This is a genomic window from Enterobacter sp. AN-K1 (assembly GCF_020971765.1).
Classification (GTDB): Bacteria; Pseudomonadota; Gammaproteobacteria; order Enterobacterales; family Enterobacteriaceae; genus Enterobacter; species Enterobacter hormaechei_C.
In genome coordinates, this window is the sequence record NZ_CP087390.1 from 2,108,299 (window position 1) to 2,125,989 (window position 17,691).

The following is a 17,691-nucleotide window of genomic DNA, read 5'->3' on the forward strand; positions in this document are numbered from 1 at the left end:
AAGCCCCGTCGCTTAAGTAACATGGCGGGCTGACGAACGAATAAATACAGCGAAACGATAGTGGCACAACGAGATTATGTACGTCGCGGCCAGCCGGCACCTTCGCGACGCAAAAAGAGTAGTTCAAAAAGCAAGCAACGCAGCCTGTCTGCTGTCTCCCCAGCTATGGTCGCCATTGCTGCGGCTGTGCTGGTGGCCTTTATTGGCGGCCTCTACTTCATTACGCATCATAAAAAAGAAGAGTCTGAAGCCCTTCAGGGTAACAAGGTCGTTGGCAACGGCCTGCCGCCGAAGCCTGAAGAGCGCTGGCGCTACATTAAAGAGCTGGAAAGCCGCCAGCCTGGCGTACGTGCGCCTACCGAGCCTTCTGCCGGGGGTGAAGTGAAGAATGCCGATCAGCTGACGGACGAACAGCGTCAATTGCTCGCTCAGATGCAGGCGGACATGCGCCAGCAGCCTACGCAGCTGAACGAAGTACCGTGGAACGAACAAACCCCGGCGCAGCGTCAGCAAACGTTGCAGCGCCAGCGTCAGGCTCAGCAGCAAACGCAACAGCAGCAGTGGACGCAGCCGGTACAGCAGCCGCGTACACAACCGCAGCAGCAGACGCGTACCGTACAAACTCAGCCTGTCCAGCAGCAACCGAAGGCGCAGCCGCAGAAGCAAACGGCACAGCCGTATCAGGATCTGTTGCAGACGCCTGCGCATACCACTGCGCAACAGCCAAAAACGCAGCAGGCTGCGCCGGTCACCAAAGAGACCGAGGCACCGAAGCAGACGGCTGAGAAAAAAGATGAACGCCGCTGGATGGTTCAGTGCGGTTCGTTTAAAGGCGCCGAACAGGCAGAAACGGTGCGTGCTCAGCTGGCATTTGAAGGATTTGACTCTCGCATTACCACCAACAACGGCTGGAATCGCGTAGTGATTGGACCGGTCAAAGGCAAAGAAAACGCAGACGGCACCATTTCCCGTTTGAAAGTGGCTGGCCACACAAACTGCATTCGACTCGCCTCCGGGGGTTGAAACCCCCAAAATCCCCCCCATCTATCATTTAATTCAGCCCTGAGCACAGGCTCAGGGCTTCTGTTTCCCGAATCTGTAACCAGGGGGTCTGCTCGTGACAACAATAGTAAGTGTACGCCGTAACGGCCAGGTGGTAATTGCCGGTGATGGCCAGGCCACGCTGGGTAATACCGTCATGAAAGGCAACGTGAAGAAAGTACGTCGTCTTTATAACGACAAAGTGATCGCCGGTTTCGCAGGCGGCACGGCTGATGCCTTCACGCTGTTTGAACTGTTTGAACGCAAACTGGAAATGCATCAGGGTCATCTGGTGAAAGCCGCCGTTGAGCTGGCAAAAGACTGGCGTACCGACCGCATGCTGCGTAAGCTCGAAGCGCTGCTGGCCGTGGCTGACGAAAACGCCTCGCTGATCATCACCGGTAACGGCGACGTGGTTCAGCCTGAAAACGACCTGATTGCCATCGGCTCTGGCGGCCCGTACGCCCAGGCCGCAGCCCGTGCGCTGTTGGAAAATACCGACATGAACGCGCGCGATATCGCGGTGAAAGCGTTGGATATTGCAGGTGATATCTGCATCTATACCAACCACAATCACACCATCGAAGAATTACCGTCTAAAGCGTAAGGATCGCCCATGTCTGAAATGACCCCACGCGAAATTGTCAGCGAACTGAACAAGCACATTATCGGCCAGGACGACGCCAAGCGCTCCGTGGCTATCGCACTGCGTAACCGCTGGCGTCGCATGCAGCTCGACGAAGAGCTTCGCCACGAAGTGACGCCAAAAAATATTCTGATGATCGGCCCGACCGGTGTGGGTAAAACCGAAATCGCCCGTCGTCTGGCCAAACTGGCTAACGCGCCGTTCATCAAAGTTGAAGCCACCAAGTTCACCGAAGTGGGCTATGTGGGTAAAGAAGTGGACTCCATCATCCGCGACCTGACCGACTCGGCGATTAAGATGGTGCGTGTCCAGGCAATTGAGAAAAACCGCTATCGCGCCGAAGAGATGGCCGAAGAGCGTATTCTCGACGTGCTGATCCCACCGGCAAAAAACAACTGGGGACAGGCTGAACAGCAGCCTGAACCTTCTGCTGCGCGTCAGGCATTCCGCAAAAAACTGCGCGAAGGCGAGCTGGACGACAAAGAGATTGAGATCGATCTCGCTGCCGCGCCAATGGGCGTGGAAATTATGGCGCCTCCGGGCATGGAAGAGATGACCAGCCAGTTGCAGTCCATGTTCCAGAACCTGGGCGGGCAGAAGCAGAAAGCGCGTAAGCTGAAAATCAAAGACGCGATGAAGCTGCTGATTGAAGAAGAAGCCGCGAAGCTGGTTAACCCGGAAGAGCTGAAACAGGATGCTATCGACGCGGTTGAGCAGCACGGTATCGTGTTTATCGACGAAATCGACAAGATCTGTAAGCGCGGCAACGCGTCCGGCCCGGATGTCTCACGCGAAGGCGTTCAGCGCGACCTGCTGCCGCTGGTGGAAGGTTGCACCGTCTCCACCAAGCACGGCATGGTTAAAACTGACCACATTCTGTTTATCGCCTCCGGTGCGTTCCAGATTGCCAGCCCGTCTGACCTGATCCCGGAACTTCAGGGACGTCTGCCAATCCGCGTCGAGTTGCAGGCGCTGACCACCGAAGATTTCGAACGTATCCTGACTGAGCCAAACGCTTCTGTGACCGTACAGTATAAAGCGCTGATGGCGACCGAAGGCGTGAACATTGAATTTACCGATGACGGTATCAAGCGCATCGCCCAGGCCGCGTGGCAGGTCAACGAAACCACCGAGAACATCGGTGCGCGTCGTCTGCACACCGTGCTGGAACGCCTGATGGAAGACATCTCTTATGATGCGAGCGACCTTAACGGTCAAAGCATTACCATTGACGCAGACTATGTGGGCAAACACCTGGATGCGTTAGTGGCAGATGAAGATCTGAGCCGTTTTATTCTATAATCGCGTTCAATGCATTTTCATCACTGTTGATGGGGGCTATGGCCCCCATTTTTATTGGCTAAATAACTATGACTGATATCAGCCGTACACAGGCGTGGTTCGAAAGTCTGCGCCCTAAAACGCTTCCTCTGGCTTTTGCCGCCATTATCGTCGGTACCACGCTTGCCTGGTGGCAGGGTCATTTCGATCCGCTGGTAGCAGGTCTGGCGCTTGTCACCGCCGGGCTGCTGCAAATCCTCTCTAATCTCGCCAATGATTACGGCGATGCGGTAAAAGGCAGCGACAAGCCTGACCGCATCGGGCCGCTGCGCGGGATGCAAAAAGGGGTGATTACCCAGGCACAGATGAAGCGGGCGCTGATTATCACCGTGGTGTTGATTTGCCTGTCCGGGCTGGCGCTGGTGACGGTCGCCTCGAAAACCACCAGTGATTTCATTGGCTTCCTGGTGCTGGGCTTGCTCGCCATTATTGCAGCCATTACCTATACCGTCGGGACGCGTCCTTACGGGTATATTGGTCTGGGCGACATCTCCGTGCTGGTGTTCTTCGGCTGGCTGAGCGTGATGGGAAGCTGGTACTTACAGGCGCACACGGTGATCCCTGCCCTGTTCCTGCCGGCGACCGCCTGTGGTCTGCTGGCGACGGCGGTGCTGAATATCAATAATCTGCGCGACATCGATAGCGACCGCGAGAACGGTAAAAACACGCTGGCCGTGCGTCTGGGTCCGGTGAATGCACGCCGCTATCACGCCTGCCTGCTCATCGGCGCGCTGGTCTGCCTGGCGCTGTTCAATCTGAGTTCGCTGCACAGCCTCTGGGGCTGGCTGTTTGTGCTCGCCGCACCGCTGCTGATTAAGCAGGCCCGCTACGTCATGCGTGAACTCAGCCCGGCCGCCATGCCACCGATGCTGGAACGTACGGTAAAAGGCGCATTACTGACTAACCTGCTGTTCGTCATCGGGATTGTCTTAAGCCAGACGCTGAGTTAGCTGACAAATATCAATTAACAATTGATGATTTTGCCAACAACGCATTTCGCACGATATACTGAACACATTCGCAGCAACAGAGCGTTAAACCTATGAAATACGATACCTCCGAGCTTTGTGACATCTACCAGGAAGATGTCAACGTCGTTGAACCCCTGTTCTCCAACTTTGGTGGACGGTCGTCGTTTGGCGGACAAATCATCACGGTGAAATGTTTCGAGGACAACGGGTTGCTGTACGATCTGCTCGAAGAGAACGGTCGTGGTCGCGTCCTGCTGGTGGATGGTGGCGGTTCAGTGCGCCGTGCACTGATCGATGCGGACCTCGCCCGCCTTGCAGTGCAAAACGAGTGGGAAGGGATTGTGGTCTACGGCTCCGTGCGCCAGGTGGACGATCTCGAAGACCTGGATATCGGTATTCAGGCCATTGCCGCCATTCCGGTTGGCGCAGCGGGTGAAGGCATCGGCGAAAGCGACGTGCGCGTCAATTTCGGCGGCGTGACCTTCTTCTCGGGTGACCACCTTTATGCTGACAATACCGGCATTATCCTTTCTGAGGATGCGCTGGATATTGAGTAGTTAATCGGTAAGCGAGATGCATAAAAAAACCGCCAACAGCAATGTGGCGGTTTTTTTGTCCCTCGGGATTCGCGGTCCGTTGGGACGTCTTACAGACTAACACCAAGGAACTTCATCATACTCTCGCCCAAACCTTGGGCAACCCTTCCTAACCTTTATAAAATCCTAATTGTCTGTGAATACCTTAACTACCTGGTTGATGCTCATTATGATACCGCGTCCCTTTCCGCCATCTCGCAAATGGGCATCGGTCCAGGGAAAGGTGTATTCACTACCGTAAAGCAGGCTAACATCAAGGCTTGTGTCCACCGACTTATCACCGGTGGTGAACGGTGGAGCGGTAAGCAGCAGGGACCGCATAATGAAACGCTATTTATGTATCGCGTTCATTGTCGCCAGCGTACTCGTTGTAAAGAGCGATGAACCTGTTGGGTTTGTTGCTTTTGCTACGACAGCGCAGGACAAGTAGCGTTAAGGCCGCCCAGGGCGGCCTTTTTTATGGTTTGATATCGGTTAGGGAAACCATAAAAAAGCCGGGTGGCGGCTTCGCCTTACCCGGCCTGTTCAATGCATTCCCTAAGGAAATCAAACTTCTTCCATACGTCCCAGCAGCGCCTGCAAGCGTTCCTGCCAGCCGTTCTGCTGTTCGCGCAGCTGGTTGTTTTCGCGCTCCAGTTCTTCACGGCTGTGCTGAGCATTCTGAACTTCCTGTGACAGGGAGTTGTTCTTTTCTTTCAGCTCTTCAATTTCCATTTGCAGCAGCGTGATGGTGTCAATCGCCTGCTGTACTTTCGATTCCAGTTTCTCAAACACTTCTAAAGACATGATCCTACCTCTCCTGAATTGCAAGGCGACGCTTTAACGTAAACGCGCACAACATATGTTCCGATTGTATGGAGCGCCGTCGCCCCTGTCCAGCGGCATGCCACGCAGATCGCGGTTTGCAACACTTTTCGGCCTCGTCCTGGTGCGTTCGCCGCATATACCCCTAAGTTGTTAACCCATAAGTTAAAGAAATGATTCAGCCCATAATCATTATCTGATGCAAAAACGCGCTTTATGGCGCGAAAACGCTCATTTTATTGACGCAGACCACACATTTAGATTTCGATATTTCTCGTTTGTGCTCGTTAACGATAAATTAACACTATGTCTACAGGGCATCGTGACTGTCACGGGCGGTCACGCAAACAATAAACATTACTCTTTTGCAGGATTCCGATTATGAGTCAGACATCAACCTTAAAAGGCCAGTGTATTGCCGAGTTCCTGGGTACCGGGTTGTTGATATTCTTCGGAGTAGGCTGTGTCGCAGCACTGAAAGTGGCGGGTGCCAGTTTTGGTCAGTGGGAAATCAGTATTATCTGGGGTCTGGGCGTGGCGATGGCCATCTACCTGACCGCAGGGGTTTCCGGTGCACATCTTAACCCGGCGGTGACCATCGCGTTGTGGCTATTCGCGTGTTTTGACGGACGCAAAGTTGTTCCTTTTATCATTTCGCAATTTGCTGGCGCCTTTTGCGCAGCGGCGTTAGTTTACGGGCTTTATTACAATCTTTTCATCGACTTCGAACAGACGCATCATATGGTGCGTGGCAGTGTCGAAAGTCTGGATCTGGCAGGCATTTTCTCAACGTATCCGAATCCGCATATCAATTTTGTGCAGGCGTTCGCGGTTGAGATGGTGATTACCGCTATTCTGATGGGCGTCATCATGGCGCTGGGCGACGATGGAAACGGCATTCCGCGCGGCCCGCTGGCGCCACTTTTGATTGGCCTTCTGATTGCGGTAATTGGCGCATCCATGGGTCCGCTGACCGGCTTTGCGATGAATCCGGCGCGTGACCTGGGTCCAAAAACCTTCGCCTTCTTTGCGGGATGGGGCGATGTCGCCTTCACGGGCGGCAAAGACATTCCTTACTTCCTGGTTCCGCTGTTCGGGCCAATCGTAGGGGCGGCGCTGGGCGCATTCGGCTATCGCAAATTAATTGGTCGCCACTTACCGTGCGACACCTGTGTGGAAGAGGAAAAAGAGACAACGTCCACCACACAACAAAAAGCTTCGCTGTAATCTGACTACGGGACACATACCATGACCGAAAAAAAATATATCGTTGCGCTCGACCAGGGCACTACCAGCTCCCGCGCTGTCGTAATGGATCATGACGCGAACATTGTCAGCGTGTCTCAACGCGAATTTGAGCAAATTTATCCGCGTCCAGGCTGGGTTGAACACGACCCGATGGAGATCTGGGCGTCACAAAGCTCCACGCTGGTGGAAGTGCTGGCGAAAGCCGACATCAGTTCTGACCAGATTGCCGCTATCGGTATCACCAACCAGCGCGAAACGACTGTGGTCTGGGAGCGCGAAACCGGTAAGCCCATCTACAACGCCATCGTCTGGCAGTGCCGCCGTACGTCAGAGATCTGCGAACAGCTGAAGCGCGAAGGAATGGAAGAGTACGTGCGCAGCGCCACCGGCCTGGTGGTTGACCCGTATTTTTCGGGCACCAAAGTGAAGTGGATCCTCGACCACGTGGAAGGTTCACGCGAACGTGCACGTCGTGGCGAGCTACTGTTCGGCACCGTCGATACCTGGCTTATCTGGAAGATGACTCAGGGACGCGTTCACGTCACCGACTACACCAACGCCTCGCGCACCATGCTGTTCAACATCAACACCCTGGAGTGGGATGACAAGATGCTGGACGCGCTGGACATTCCGCGCGCGATGCTGCCAGAAGTCCGTAAGTCTTCAGAAGTGTACGGCCAGACCAACATTGGCGGTAAAGGCGGCACCCGTATTCCTATCGCTGGTATCGCCGGTGACCAGCAGGCGGCGCTGTTCGGCCAGCTGTGCGTCAAGGAAGGGATGGCGAAGAACACCTACGGCACCGGCTGCTTTATGCTGATGAACACTGGCGAGAAAGCGGTGAAATCAGAAAACGGTCTGCTGACCACCATCGCCTGCGGTCCACGCGGTGAAGTGAACTATGCTCTGGAAGGGGCGGTATTCATGGCGGGCGCCTCCATTCAGTGGCTGCGCGACGAGATGAAGCTGATCAGCGACGCGTTCGACTCCGAATACTTCGCGACCAAAGTGAAAGACACCAACGGCGTGTACGTGGTGCCAGCGTTTACCGGTCTGGGCGCACCGTACTGGGATCCGTATGCCCGCGGCGCGATTTTCGGCCTGACGCGCGGCGTGAACTCAAACCACATCATTCGCGCGACGCTGGAATCCATCGCCTACCAGACGCGCGACGTGCTGGAAGCGATGCAGGCGGACTCCGGCATTCGTCTGCACGCCCTGCGCGTGGACGGCGGTGCGGTAGCCAACAACTTCCTGATGCAGTTCCAGTCCGACATTCTGGGCACCCGCGTTGAACGTCCTGAGGTGCGAGAAGTGACGGCGCTGGGCGCGGCGTATCTGGCAGGTCTGGCGGTTGGCTTCTGGCAAAACCTCGACGAGCTTCAGGAAAAAGCGGTTATCGAACGCGAATTCCGTCCTGGCATCGAAACCACCGAGCGCAACTACCGCTACAGCGGCTGGAAGAAAGCGGTGAAACGTGCCCTGGCGTGGGAAGAGCACGACGAGTAAACCTATATTCCCTCTCCCCTGGGAGAGGGTTAGGGTGAGGGGCTCCGACCGCACCGGTCCCCTCGCCCCTCCCCACTCTGTGATAAACTTCGTGCAATTCCTTTTGATTGTACGAGTACCTCATGAAACGTGAACTTGCTATCGAGTTTTCCCGCGTCACCGAAGCTGCCGCCCTCGCAGGCTACAAGTGGCTGGGCCGTGGCGACAAAAATACCGCAGACGGCGCTGCCGTCCACGCCATGCGCATTGTGCTTAATCAGGTCAATATCGATGGCACTATCGTCATTGGCGAAGGCGAAATCGACGAAGCGCCGATGCTCTATATAGGTGAAAAAGTCGGGACGGGCAAAGGCGATGCGGTGGATATCGCGGTCGACCCGATTGAAGGCACGCGCATGACGGCGATGGGCCAGGCCAACGCGCTGGCGGTACTGGCGGTGGGCGATAAGGGCTGCTTCCTCAACGCGCCCGATATGTACATGGAAAAACTGATCGTCGGTCCTGGCGCTAAAGGCGCTATCGACCTTAGCCTGCCGCTGGACGCCAACCTGCGCAATATCGCCGCGGCGCTGGGTAAAGCGCTCAGCGAACTCACCGTGACCATTCTGGCGAAACCGCGCCACGACGCCACCATCGCGTACCTGCAAGCGCTCGGCGTACGCGTGTTTGCTATTCCGGATGGCGACGTTGCCGCCTCTATTCTGACCTGCATGCCGGACAGCGAAGTCGACGTGCTTTACGGCATCGGCGGCGCGCCGGAGGGTGTGGTCTCTGCGGCAGTGATCCGCGCGCTGGACGGCGATATGCAGGCGCGTCTGCTGCCACGCCATGAGGTCAAAGGCGACAGCGACGAGAACCTTCGCATTGGTGCAGACGAACTGGCGCGCTGCGCGGCGATGGGCATCGAGGCCAATAAAGTGCTCGCGCTGAACGAGATGGCCCGCAGCGATAACGTGGTCTTCTCCGCAACCGGCATCACCAAAGGCGATCTGCTGGACGGCATCACCCGCAAGGGCAACATGGCCACCACTGAAACCCTGCTGATCCGTGGTAAATCCCGCACCATTCGTCGCATTAAGTCCATTCATTATCTCGATCGTAAAGATCCGGACGTACAGACGCACATTCTGTAAAACCGTTTGATCGATAGAGCTTTCCGGCCCGAATGGGCTGGAAATGTTTCCCGCAAGTACGGAAGATAGAAGAGAGAAACAGCACAGGAGAAGATCATGGCGGACTGGGTAACAGGTAAAGTCACAAAGGTACAGTTCTGGACCGATGCGCTATTTAGCCTCACGCTGCACGCTCCCGTTCATCCGTTTACTGCCGGGCAGTTTGCCAAGCTCGGGTTGGATATCGACGGTGAACGCGTACAGCGCGCCTACTCTTACGTTAATGCGCCTGATAACCCGGACCTTGAGTTCTATCTGGTCACCGTCCCGGACGGTAAGCTCAGCCCACGCCTCGCCGCGCTGAAGCCGGGCGATGAAGTGCAGATTGTCTCCGACGCGGCGGGGTTCTTCGTGCTGGATGAAATCCCCGACTGTGACACGCTCTGGATGCTGGCGACCGGCACGGCCATCGGCCCGTATCTTTCCATTCTGCAATACGGCAAAGATCTGGAGCGCTTTAAAAATATCGTGCTGGTTCACGCCGCGCGCTACGCCGCAGACCTGAGCTATTTGCCGCAGATGCAGGCGCTGGAACAGCGATATGGCGGGAAGTTAAAAATTCAGACGGTGGTCAGCCGCGAAACCGCAGCCGGCTCGTTAACCGGTCGCGTTCCGGCGTTGATTGAAAGCGGCGCGCTGGAAGAAGCGGTGGGTTTACCGATGAATACCGAAACCAGCCATGTGATGCTGTGCGGTAACCCGCAGATGGTACGCGATACGCAGCAGTTGCTGAAGGATACCCGGCAGATGACGAAGCACCTTCGCCGCCGGCCGGGCCACATGACCGCCGAACACTACTGGTGATCAGCGGTACTTCACCTCAAGGGTATCTTTTCCATATTTGTTCTCGCTCTGGGTGCCGATAAACGCGCCCAGTTCGACAACCATCATTACAAAGATAACCGTCGGCAGCAGTCTGCCCACCACCCATGGGAGGATTGAGGGCAGCATTGACCAGTTCCCCGCCACCAGCATCCACGCCAGAATAATCAGGAAAGCCCATGCGCCGGAGCGGCCACGATCGTGCAGACGTTTCACCACCACGGCGGCGGTTGGCCACAGTAAACAGACCAGCGCAAATGCCGCCGTTTGCGTGCTCAGCCATGCGTTGTAGGCAACAAAAAACAGAAGCAGCATGGCGACAACCCACGTTGCAATCCAGATCCAGAAGTCACGGCGTCCAATACGCCCTTTGAATGAAAACAGCCACTGCTGTATGGTCATGTAAGGTTCCTTATTATTGTTTAGCCCGCATTTTACCCTGGAGTTGTGACCTTTTGACAAGCCGACCAGATATCGTTTTAATCATGGGCAATGACGGCCAGGGGCAATGTTGATGAAAAGTTCGGCACACTCTCTTTATTTGTGTTTAGCGATGCTGAGCGCCAGTTTTTCCCTGTATGCCGCGGAAACGGCTTCCCCGGTCACCGCCCCCTATCTTCTGGCGGGCGCCCCCTCTTTCGATCAATCTATCAGCCAGTTCCGCGAAGCCTTCAACAAAGAAAACCCCTCACTTCCGCTGGGAGAGTTCCGTGCGATTGACAGCGCCCGCGATACGCCGACCCTGACCCGCGCGGCCAGCAAAATTAACGAGAATCTGTATGCCTCTACCGCCCTTGAGCGCGGAACGTTAAAAATCAAAAGTATGCAGATCACCTGGCTGCCGATTCAGGGGCCAGAGCAGAAAGCGGCGAAAGCGAAAGCGCTGGAGTACATGAGCGCTATTCTGCGCGCCTTTACCCCCACCTTCACGAAAGCGCAAAGCCAGCAAAAGCTGCAAAAACTGCTTACCGCCGGGAAAAACAAACGCTATTACGCCGATACGGAAGGTGCCGTTCGCTATGTCGTCGCAGATAACGGCGAAAAGGGGCTGACCTTCGCGGTTGAACCGATTAAGCTGGCCCTATCAGACGCACTCGAGGGGGCGAATTAATGACAAAAAGCAAAGCCTTTCGAGGGAAAATCTCTATACTGATTCACAGACCATGCTGCCCGACAGGGCGGCCATATTCCTTAATTCGCTTATTGAGCGTGGAGAATTGAAATGCGACATCCTTTAGTGATGGGTAACTGGAAACTGAACGGCAGCCGCCATATGGTAAACGAACTGGTTGCTAACCTGCGTAAAGAGCTGGCTGGCGTGACCGGCTGCGCGGTTGCTATCGCTCCGCCGGATATGTACCTGGATCTGGCTAAACGTGCCGCTGACGGCAGCCACATCATTCTGGGCGCGCAGAACGTTGACGTTAACCTGTCTGGCGCGTTCACCGGTGAAACCTCCGCTGAAATGCTGAAAGATATCGGCGCGAAATACATCATCATCGGCCACTCCGAGCGTCGCACCTATCACAAAGAATCCGATGAGTTCATCGCGAAGAAATTCGCTGTGCTGAAAGAGCAGGGTCTGATCCCGGTTCTGTGCATCGGTGAAACCGAAGCAGAAAACGAAGCAGGCAAAACCGAAGAAGTGTGCGCACGTCAGATCGACGCTGTGCTGAAAACCCAGGGCGCGGCAGCGTTCGAAGGCGCGGTTATCGCTTACGAGCCAGTCTGGGCGATCGGTACCGGCAAATCTGCAACTCCAGCGCAGGCACAGGCGGTGCACAAGTTCATCCGTGACCACATTGCAAAAGCAGACGCGAAAGTGGCTGAGCAGGTCATCATCCAGTACGGCGGTTCCGTTAACGCATCAAACGCAGCTGAGCTGTTCACCCAGCCAGACATCGATGGCGCACTGGTTGGCGGCGCATCCCTGAAAGCAGACGCTTTCGCGGTGATCGTTAAAGCGGCAGAAGCGGCTAAGCAGGCGTAATTGCCTTTGTGGCGGGTGGCGCTTCGCTAACCCGCCCTACAAATGACCTAACACGCTAAACCACAAATAATCCAGCGGCAGCAGCACCAGATACGTCGCAATCGCCAGCGCCAGACAAAGCAGCATCCCCGCCTTCGCAGGCACTTTCCCTAAGCCCATCGCCACTACAATCGGCGACGCCTGATACGGCAGCAGCGGCGTGGAATACCCCAGCACCTGAATCATGATCACCGACAGCAGCGGGAAGCCGGTCGCGTCCGAGAAGCTCTGCGCCAGCGTAGTGTACAGCGCAGGAACGCCGTTGGCGGTCATAATGAAGTTGAGCGCCGTGGTGATCCCCGTCAGCGCCAGGAAGCTGGTAAACGGGCGGTCTGCATCCAGCGGCATGATATGGAGCAACGCCTCGCCTACGGCCGCACCGATACCGGTCTGCGTCACCGTAATGGCCAGCCCGAGTATACCCGCGACGTAAATACAGGTGCGCATATTCACCCCCGCCGAGAACTCCTCCCCGGTGATAAAACCGATGCGCGGCAGCATAACGATGACCGAGGCCGCCAGCCCCGTCCACGCTGGCCCAACGCCGTGCCAGCTCTCCGTCACCCACATCGTCAACACCACCGCCAGCAGCCAGGCGAGTCGTTTTTCGTCACGCCCCATCGGTTCCGATGGCGTGAGATCCTTCGCCGGTTTCGGGTTGCCGGGGAACAGCCAGCAGATCAGGCCAATCAGAATCAGGCCTTTGAGAATACCCAGCACCGGGGTGTGCAGCAGCAGATACGGGACATAGTTGAGGTGGATACCGTATGAGCCTTCCGCCGCGCCGCTCATCACCAGGTTGGGCACGTTGGCGGGCAAAATAGTGGCCGAGAGCTGGAAGGTGCCAAACCCGACCGCCAGCGCCAGGCCAAACCAGGCCCGCGAGCCATCAGGAATGCCGGCCCGCTTCGCCATCGCGGCGACAATCGGCATCAGCAGCGCAATACGTCCCATGTTCGACGGCATCACGAATGCCAGGGCATAGCTCAGCAGCACAACGCTCGCCACCATCAGCACCCAGGAGTCGGTAAGCTTTGCCGACAGCGCCCGGGCGGCCCTGTCCGCCAGGCCGGTTTTCCGAATCGCCACGCCCAGCACAAAGCCGCTGAACACCAGCCAGAAGGCAGACGAGGCGAAGCCGCCGAAGATCACTTCCGGCGGGGCGATTCTGGCGGTCATCGCCGCCGTGAAAAACAACAACGCGGTGATAAATTCCGGCAACAGCGACGTCGCCCACAGCACGATGGTGACGCCGACGATCAGCGAGGGAAGCAGCAGAGGATGCGTTAACCAGAGCGACATACCTGTCTCCTGTAGAATTTTTCAGCAAGTCTACGGCGACAGGCAGGGCGAGTAAACGCTATTTATGGTGGGGTCACTTCAGGATATCGCATTGATGATCCTGCAATTCCTCAGCCGACGCGCGGTTAAAGGTAAGCAGGTTACGCTCTGTCGCCAGCAATACAAACGAGCCGTCCGACTGCTGCGCCATCGCCAGCGCGAAGCGTCCCATATGATCGCGGGCTTCCGGCAGCTCTTCCGCCAGCATCATAAACGGGCTGCGCTGCACCAGTTCGTTCTCCGTCACCCGACGGGCAAGGTATTCATGCCCTTCCAGCCCGCCCGGAAGCGGTAACCACTGGGTGCTGATTTGCCCCTGCGACGCGTTCAGCTTCTCACGCACGTCCGGGCGCAGACAGGAGATGTGGATATGAAAATGGTTTTGCGTGCGCCCGGTCGCGGAGTTGATGGTCAGCGAAACGGCGCTGTCAGGCACGTCGGCCCCCCGCTTCATGCTCATAAAGTTACGCGACTGCCATGCCAGCCAGAAGAAATTCGGTGTCTGCGGCTCAGTCAGCAGCGGGCTTTCGGTGCCGTTGATACGGTACGTGGGCATCAGCAGGTATTGCAGCGGCCCGTTGCGGTCCTTGAACACCACGTAGCCCGCATCTGGCTTCACCTGCGCGCACGGTGCCGGGTTACGGTTGTGCAGCTGGTTGGGCACACACTGGTCGAGAACGATATGACGCAACGCATTCGGATTACCCGCTTTCATCCAGTACACGCCGCCTGCGGCAAGGGCGATAACGATCAGAATCAGTAAGATAATTTTTTTCACAACGCGTTCCCTGTTTTCAATAGAGGCAAAAGAGTAACGCAAAATGATGACCAAATAAAAAACCCGGCGGATTTCTCACACCGGGTTACCGTGTCGTTCTTTGTAAAATGTAAAACGCTTAGCGCTTGCTGATCTGGTCGAAGGTGCCGCCGTTAGAGAAGTGCTCTTTCTGCGCTTTGGTCCAGCCGCCAAAAACCTCATCAATAGTGAACAGCTTCAGTTTCGGGAAGGCGTTTTCGTATTTCTTCGCGACGGCCTCATCGCGTGGGCGGTAGAAGTTTTTCGCCGCAATTTCCTGCCCTTCCGGTGAGTAGAGGTACTTCAGGTAGGCTTCCGCCACCGCTTTGGTGCCCTTCTTATCAACAACCTTATCGACGACGGAGACGGTCGGCTCAGCGAGGATGGATTCGCTCGGGGTGACGATCTCGAACTTGTCTTTACCCAGCTCGTTGGTCGCCAGCAGGGCTTCGTTTTCCCAGGCGATCAGCACGTCGCCAATGCCGCGTTCGACGAAGGTGTTGGTTGCACCGCGCGCGCCGGAGTCCAGCACTTCGACGTTTTTAAACAGTGCTTTGACGAAGTCCTGTGCTTTGGCCTGATCGCCGTTGTTGTGGTGCAGCGCGTAGCCCCAGGCTGCCAGATAGTTCCAGCGTGCGCCGCCGGAGCTTTTTGGGTTCGGGGTAATGACAGACACGCCTGGCTTAATCAGGTCGTTCCAGTCCTTAATCTGTTTCGGGTTGCCTTTACGCACCAGGAAGACAATGGTCGAGGTGTATGGCGCAGAGTTGTCCGGCAGACGCTTGATCCAGTTTTTGTCGATACGGCCACGCTCCGCGATCGCGTCCACGTCATAAGCCAGCGCCAGGGTAACCACATCGGCTTCAATACCGTTGATCACCGATGTCGCCTGCTTACCGGAACCGCCGTGAGACTGGCGAACCACCACGTTATCGCCGGTTTCCTGTTTCCAGTGCGCCGCGAAAGCTTTGTTGTACTGGTCGTATAGTTCACGCGTCGGATCGTACGACACGTTCAGTAACTGAATGTCCTTTGCCAGAACGCTGGTCGATGCCAGCAATAATGTTAACCCCACGCCCCATTTATTCATCGCCCAGCTCTCTTGTATAGTGTTTTGATGAAAGCAGCGTGCCAGAAAGCTAACCGATGATTAAAGAATAAAAAAAGATTGGCTATAACGTGGAGGAATAAAAGAAAGGGTGGGCGCATAAAAAAGCCCGGTGGCGCTTCGCTTACCGGGCCTACGAACCGTGCTTTTGTAGGCCGGGTAAGGCGAAGCCGCCACCCGGCGCAATACAGACGCCGATCAGTACAGTTTTTTCGCGCAGTCCAGCCAGTCACCCTTGAACGGACGCTTCATGTTTTCAATGGCATCGATGATGTCATGGTGAACCAGTTTCTCGTTCTGAATACCGACGCAGCGGCCGCCGTGGCCCTGAAGCAGTAGCTCGATCGCGTACGCGCCCATGCGGGACGCCAGGATACGGTCGTACGGGCCTGGGGAACCACCACGCTGAATGTGACCCAGAACGGTCGCGCGGGTTTCGCGTTTGGTTTCGGTTTCGATGTACTTCGCCAGCTCGTCAACGTCACAGATGTGCTCGGTGATAGCAACGATGGCGTGTTTCTTACCTTTCGCGATACCGGCTTTGATTTCAGCGACCAGATCTTCACGGCTGAATTCCACTTCCGGCACCACCACGAACTCACAGCCACCGGCAATTGCCGCCGCCAGCGTCAGGTCACCGCAGTAACGGCCCATCACTTCAACAATGGAAATACGCTGGTGTGAGGAAGAGGTGTCACGCAGGCGGTCAATCGCTTCCACAACGGTACCCAGCGCGGTGAAGTAACCGATGGTGTAGTCGGTGCCTTTGATGTCGTTGTCGATGGTGCCAGGCAGGCCGATGCACGGGAAGCCCATTTCAGTCAGACGTTTTGCACCCATGTACGAGCCGTCGCCGCCGATAACCACCAGCGCATCCAGACCCCGTTTTTTCATGTTTTCGATAGCCACTTCACGGATATGTTCGTCACGGAATTCCGGGAAGCGCGCAGAACCGAGGAAAGTACCGCCACGGTTGATCATGTCAGACACGCTGTAGCGGTCGAGCTGAACCATGCGGTCTTCATACAGACCCAGGTAACCGTCATAGATACCAAAAACTTCCAGACCTTCCGTCAGCGCTGCACGGACAACCCCACGGATTGCCGCGTTCATGCCCGGCGCATCACCGCCGCTTGTCAACACACCGATTTTCTTAATCATGACTACCTCTGAACTTAGGAATGCAAAATTGAAATCTGCTGCCGGAAGAAACTGTTCAACCGTCGAATACTGCAAATAGTATATCAATCCCTTCCAGCTGAATTGATTCAGGTCAGGCCATATGGTGGTAATTTATCCACAAAATGCTGCTCTGGCTCACTTTTTTACAACGAATTACGAAAGCTCAAAACGCCCTGGGTACGACAGAGCATGGGTCCTGGTGAATAATGACGTCTGACCCAGGGAAACGCTGCAAAATCGCCTGCTCCACCTGTTCAGCGACCATATGCGCCTGAACCAGTGGCAGGTTGTCTTCCATTTCCAAATGAATCTGAATAAAGCGGGTCGGCCCTGACTGCCGCGTACGAAGATCGTGAGCGCCACTGACGCCGGGCCAGTTGGTCACGATGGCATAAATTTCATCACGTTCTGCGTCCGGAAGCGCACGGTCAAGAAGCGACTGCACCGCGTCATACCCCATCCGCAACGCGCTGTATAAAATATAGATCCCTATCCCTAACGCAAACAACGCATCGGCCCGATGCCAGCCATACCAGGCCAGACCAAGCGCAATAAGAATAGCCCCATTCATCATAACATCAGACTGATAATGAAGCATATCGGCCCGTACAGCCTGGCTTTGTGTTTTGCGTACAACCCAGCGCTGGAACGTTACAAGAACAAGTGTGCTTATAAGTGCAACTACCGTTACGACCACGCCAACGCCCGGATCGTTCATCGGAGAAGGCGAAATAAGATGCTGAATACCGGTCAAAAACAGGAAAAGCGCAGAGCCCGAAATAAACATGCTTTGTGCCAGCGCGGCCAGCGATTCCGCTTTGCCGTGGCCAAACGTATGCTCTTCATCCGCCGGTTGCAGCGAGTAGCGCACCACCAGCAGGTTGGTCAGCGAGGCGGCAATATCCACCAGTGAATCCACCAGTGCCGCCAGAATACTGACCGACCCGGTGTACCACCACGCGAAAATTTTAATGATCAGCAAACACGACGCCATCACCGTCGCGGCTATTGCGGCCCGGCTTACCAGCCGTCCATAGGATTGATTCATAAACACTCCTGTCATGCCATGGCGCTAGTATAACGGA

At 55.9% G+C, this 17,691-nt stretch carries 18 protein-coding genes; 11 read left to right on the plus strand and 7 right to left on the minus strand.

The annotated features are described in order from the left end of the window. The first annotated feature begins 60 nt into the window (after positions 1–60). The 5 genes from ftsN (at position 61) to rraA (ending at position 4,556) form a co-directional block, all read left to right on the plus strand. Positions 61–1,023 (plus strand): cell division protein FtsN, encoded by a 963-nt coding sequence (gene ftsN / locus LOC22_RS10115; RefSeq protein WP_230239517.1) that lies wholly within the window; start codon positions 61–63, stop codon positions 1,021–1,023. Positions 1,024–1,117: 94 nt separating this feature from the next. Then, the gene (hslV, locus tag LOC22_RS10120; RefSeq protein ID WP_003862036.1) at positions 1,118–1,648 is read left to right on the plus strand and encodes an ATP-dependent protease subunit HslV; all 531 of its coding nucleotides are present in this window, start codon (positions 1,118–1,120) and stop codon (positions 1,646–1,648) included. Between the two features lie 9 nt (positions 1,649–1,657). After that, entirely contained in the window at positions 1,658–2,989 is a 1,332-nt protein-coding gene (gene hslU, locus LOC22_RS10125) for an HslU--HslV peptidase ATPase subunit (protein WP_015569947.1), read from the plus strand. A 62-nt stretch (positions 2,990–3,051) separates the two neighbouring features. Continuing rightward, positions 3,052–3,978, plus strand: a complete 927-nt coding sequence (menA, locus tag LOC22_RS10130; protein ID WP_198739800.1) for a 1,4-dihydroxy-2-naphthoate polyprenyltransferase — start codon at positions 3,052–3,054, stop codon at positions 3,976–3,978. Positions 3,979–4,070: 92 nt separating this feature from the next. Further along, positions 4,071–4,556 (plus strand): ribonuclease E activity regulator RraA, encoded by a 486-nt coding sequence (gene rraA / locus LOC22_RS10135; protein ID WP_003862032.1) that lies wholly within the window; start codon positions 4,071–4,073, stop codon positions 4,554–4,556. Positions 4,557–5,141: 585 nt separating this feature from the next. On the opposite strand, the gene zapB is transcribed toward rraA, so the two are convergent. Next, on the minus strand, positions 5,142–5,381 hold the full coding sequence (gene zapB, locus LOC22_RS10140) for a septal ring assembly protein ZapB (protein WP_003862031.1): 240 nt from the start codon (positions 5,379–5,381) through the stop codon (positions 5,142–5,144). Between the two features lie 399 nt (positions 5,382–5,780). Between zapB and LOC22_RS10145 the strand changes: the two genes are divergently transcribed. The 4 genes from LOC22_RS10145 to fpr all read left to right on the plus strand — a co-directional run bounded on the left by LOC22_RS10145 (position 5,781) and on the right by fpr (position 10,132). Further along, positions 5,781–6,626, plus strand: coding sequence for an MIP/aquaporin family protein (locus LOC22_RS10145; RefSeq protein ID WP_003862030.1), 846 nt, complete (start codon positions 5,781–5,783; stop codon positions 6,624–6,626). A 21-nt stretch (positions 6,627–6,647) separates the two neighbouring features. Beyond that, positions 6,648–8,156 (plus strand): glycerol kinase GlpK, encoded by a 1,509-nt coding sequence (glpK, locus tag LOC22_RS10150; protein WP_006808669.1) that lies wholly within the window; start codon positions 6,648–6,650, stop codon positions 8,154–8,156. A gap of 122 nt (positions 8,157–8,278) precedes the next feature. After that, on the plus strand, positions 8,279–9,289 hold the full coding sequence (glpX, locus tag LOC22_RS10155) for a class II fructose-bisphosphatase (protein ID WP_015569942.1): 1,011 nt from the start codon (positions 8,279–8,281) through the stop codon (positions 9,287–9,289). 96 nt (positions 9,290–9,385) lie between these two features. Next, the gene (fpr, locus tag LOC22_RS10160; RefSeq protein WP_003862024.1) at positions 9,386–10,132 is read left to right on the plus strand and encodes a ferredoxin--NADP(+) reductase; all 747 of its coding nucleotides are present in this window, start codon (positions 9,386–9,388) and stop codon (positions 10,130–10,132) included. On the opposite strand, the gene LOC22_RS10165 is transcribed toward fpr, so the two are convergent. After that, complete coding sequence (locus tag LOC22_RS10165) at positions 10,133–10,552, minus strand: DUF805 domain-containing protein (protein WP_006808672.1); 420 nt, start codon at positions 10,550–10,552, stop codon at positions 10,133–10,135. Positions 10,553–10,664: 112 nt separating this feature from the next. Between LOC22_RS10165 and LOC22_RS10170 the strand changes: the two genes are divergently transcribed. Together LOC22_RS10170 and tpiA are read left to right on the plus strand one after the other, a co-directional pair. Next, a complete protein-coding gene (locus tag LOC22_RS10170; protein WP_017383094.1) occupies positions 10,665–11,261 on the plus strand; it encodes a DUF1454 family protein in 597 nt (198 codons plus the stop codon). Positions 11,262–11,372: 111 nt separating this feature from the next. Continuing rightward, complete coding sequence (gene tpiA, locus LOC22_RS10175; protein WP_003862019.1) at positions 11,373–12,140, plus strand: triose-phosphate isomerase; 768 nt, start codon at positions 11,373–11,375, stop codon at positions 12,138–12,140. A 36-nt stretch (positions 12,141–12,176) separates the two neighbouring features. Here the strand turns inward: tpiA and LOC22_RS10180 are convergent, their stop codons facing one another. The 5 genes from LOC22_RS10180 to fieF all read right to left on the minus strand — a co-directional run bounded on the left by LOC22_RS10180 (position 12,177) and on the right by fieF (position 17,654). Next, on the minus strand, positions 12,177–13,481 hold the full coding sequence (locus tag LOC22_RS10180; RefSeq protein ID WP_045327173.1) for an SLC13 family permease: 1,305 nt from the start codon (positions 13,479–13,481) through the stop codon (positions 12,177–12,179). Between the two features lie 73 nt (positions 13,482–13,554). Next, complete coding sequence (locus LOC22_RS10185; RefSeq protein ID WP_032670737.1) at positions 13,555–14,298, minus strand: CDP-diacylglycerol diphosphatase; 744 nt, start codon at positions 14,296–14,298, stop codon at positions 13,555–13,557. A gap of 118 nt (positions 14,299–14,416) precedes the next feature. After that, positions 14,417–15,406, minus strand: a complete 990-nt coding sequence (locus LOC22_RS10190; RefSeq protein ID WP_032660777.1) for a sulfate ABC transporter substrate-binding protein — start codon at positions 15,404–15,406, stop codon at positions 14,417–14,419. A 216-nt stretch (positions 15,407–15,622) separates the two neighbouring features. Then, positions 15,623–16,585 (minus strand): 6-phosphofructokinase, encoded by a 963-nt coding sequence (pfkA, locus tag LOC22_RS10195; RefSeq protein WP_003862009.1) that lies wholly within the window; start codon positions 16,583–16,585, stop codon positions 15,623–15,625. Positions 16,586–16,769: 184 nt separating this feature from the next. Then, the gene (fieF, locus tag LOC22_RS10200; RefSeq protein WP_023304638.1) at positions 16,770–17,654 is read right to left on the minus strand and encodes a CDF family cation-efflux transporter FieF; all 885 of its coding nucleotides are present in this window, start codon (positions 17,652–17,654) and stop codon (positions 16,770–16,772) included. Positions 17,655–17,691: the final 37 nt, after the last annotated feature.

Bases quoted from the DNA above. Each gene is read 5' to 3' on its own strand.
- fpr (WP_003862024.1), top strand. From the start codon at position 9,386: ATGGCGGACTGGGTAACAGGTAAAGTCACAAAGGTACAGTTCTGGACC.
- zapB (WP_003862031.1), bottom strand. From the start codon at position 5,381: ATGTCTTTAGAAGTGTTTGAGAAACTGGAATCGAAAGTACAGCAGGCG.
- pfkA (WP_003862009.1), bottom strand. From the start codon at position 16,585: ATGATTAAGAAAATCGGTGTGTTGACAAGCGGCGGTGATGCGCCGGGC.
- LOC22_RS10180 (WP_045327173.1), bottom strand. From the start codon at position 13,481: ATGTCGCTCTGGTTAACGCATCCTCTGCTGCTTCCCTCGCTGATCGTC.
- LOC22_RS10165 (WP_006808672.1), bottom strand. From the start codon at position 10,552: ATGACCATACAGCAGTGGCTGTTTTCATTCAAAGGGCGTATTGGACGC.
- rraA (WP_003862032.1), top strand. From the start codon at position 4,071: ATGAAATACGATACCTCCGAGCTTTGTGACATCTACCAGGAAGATGTC.
- LOC22_RS10145 (WP_003862030.1), top strand. From the start codon at position 5,781: ATGAGTCAGACATCAACCTTAAAAGGCCAGTGTATTGCCGAGTTCCTG.
- tpiA (WP_003862019.1), top strand. From the start codon at position 11,373: ATGCGACATCCTTTAGTGATGGGTAACTGGAAACTGAACGGCAGCCGC.
- fieF (WP_023304638.1), bottom strand. From the start codon at position 17,654: ATGAATCAATCCTATGGACGGCTGGTAAGCCGGGCCGCAATAGCCGCG.
- glpK (WP_006808669.1), top strand. From the start codon at position 6,648: ATGACCGAAAAAAAATATATCGTTGCGCTCGACCAGGGCACTACCAGC.
- LOC22_RS10190 (WP_032660777.1), bottom strand. From the start codon at position 15,406: ATGAATAAATGGGGCGTGGGGTTAACATTATTGCTGGCATCGACCAGC.
- LOC22_RS10170 (WP_017383094.1), top strand. From the start codon at position 10,665: ATGAAAAGTTCGGCACACTCTCTTTATTTGTGTTTAGCGATGCTGAGC.
- hslU (WP_015569947.1), top strand. From the start codon at position 1,658: ATGTCTGAAATGACCCCACGCGAAATTGTCAGCGAACTGAACAAGCAC.
- glpX (WP_015569942.1), top strand. From the start codon at position 8,279: ATGAAACGTGAACTTGCTATCGAGTTTTCCCGCGTCACCGAAGCTGCC.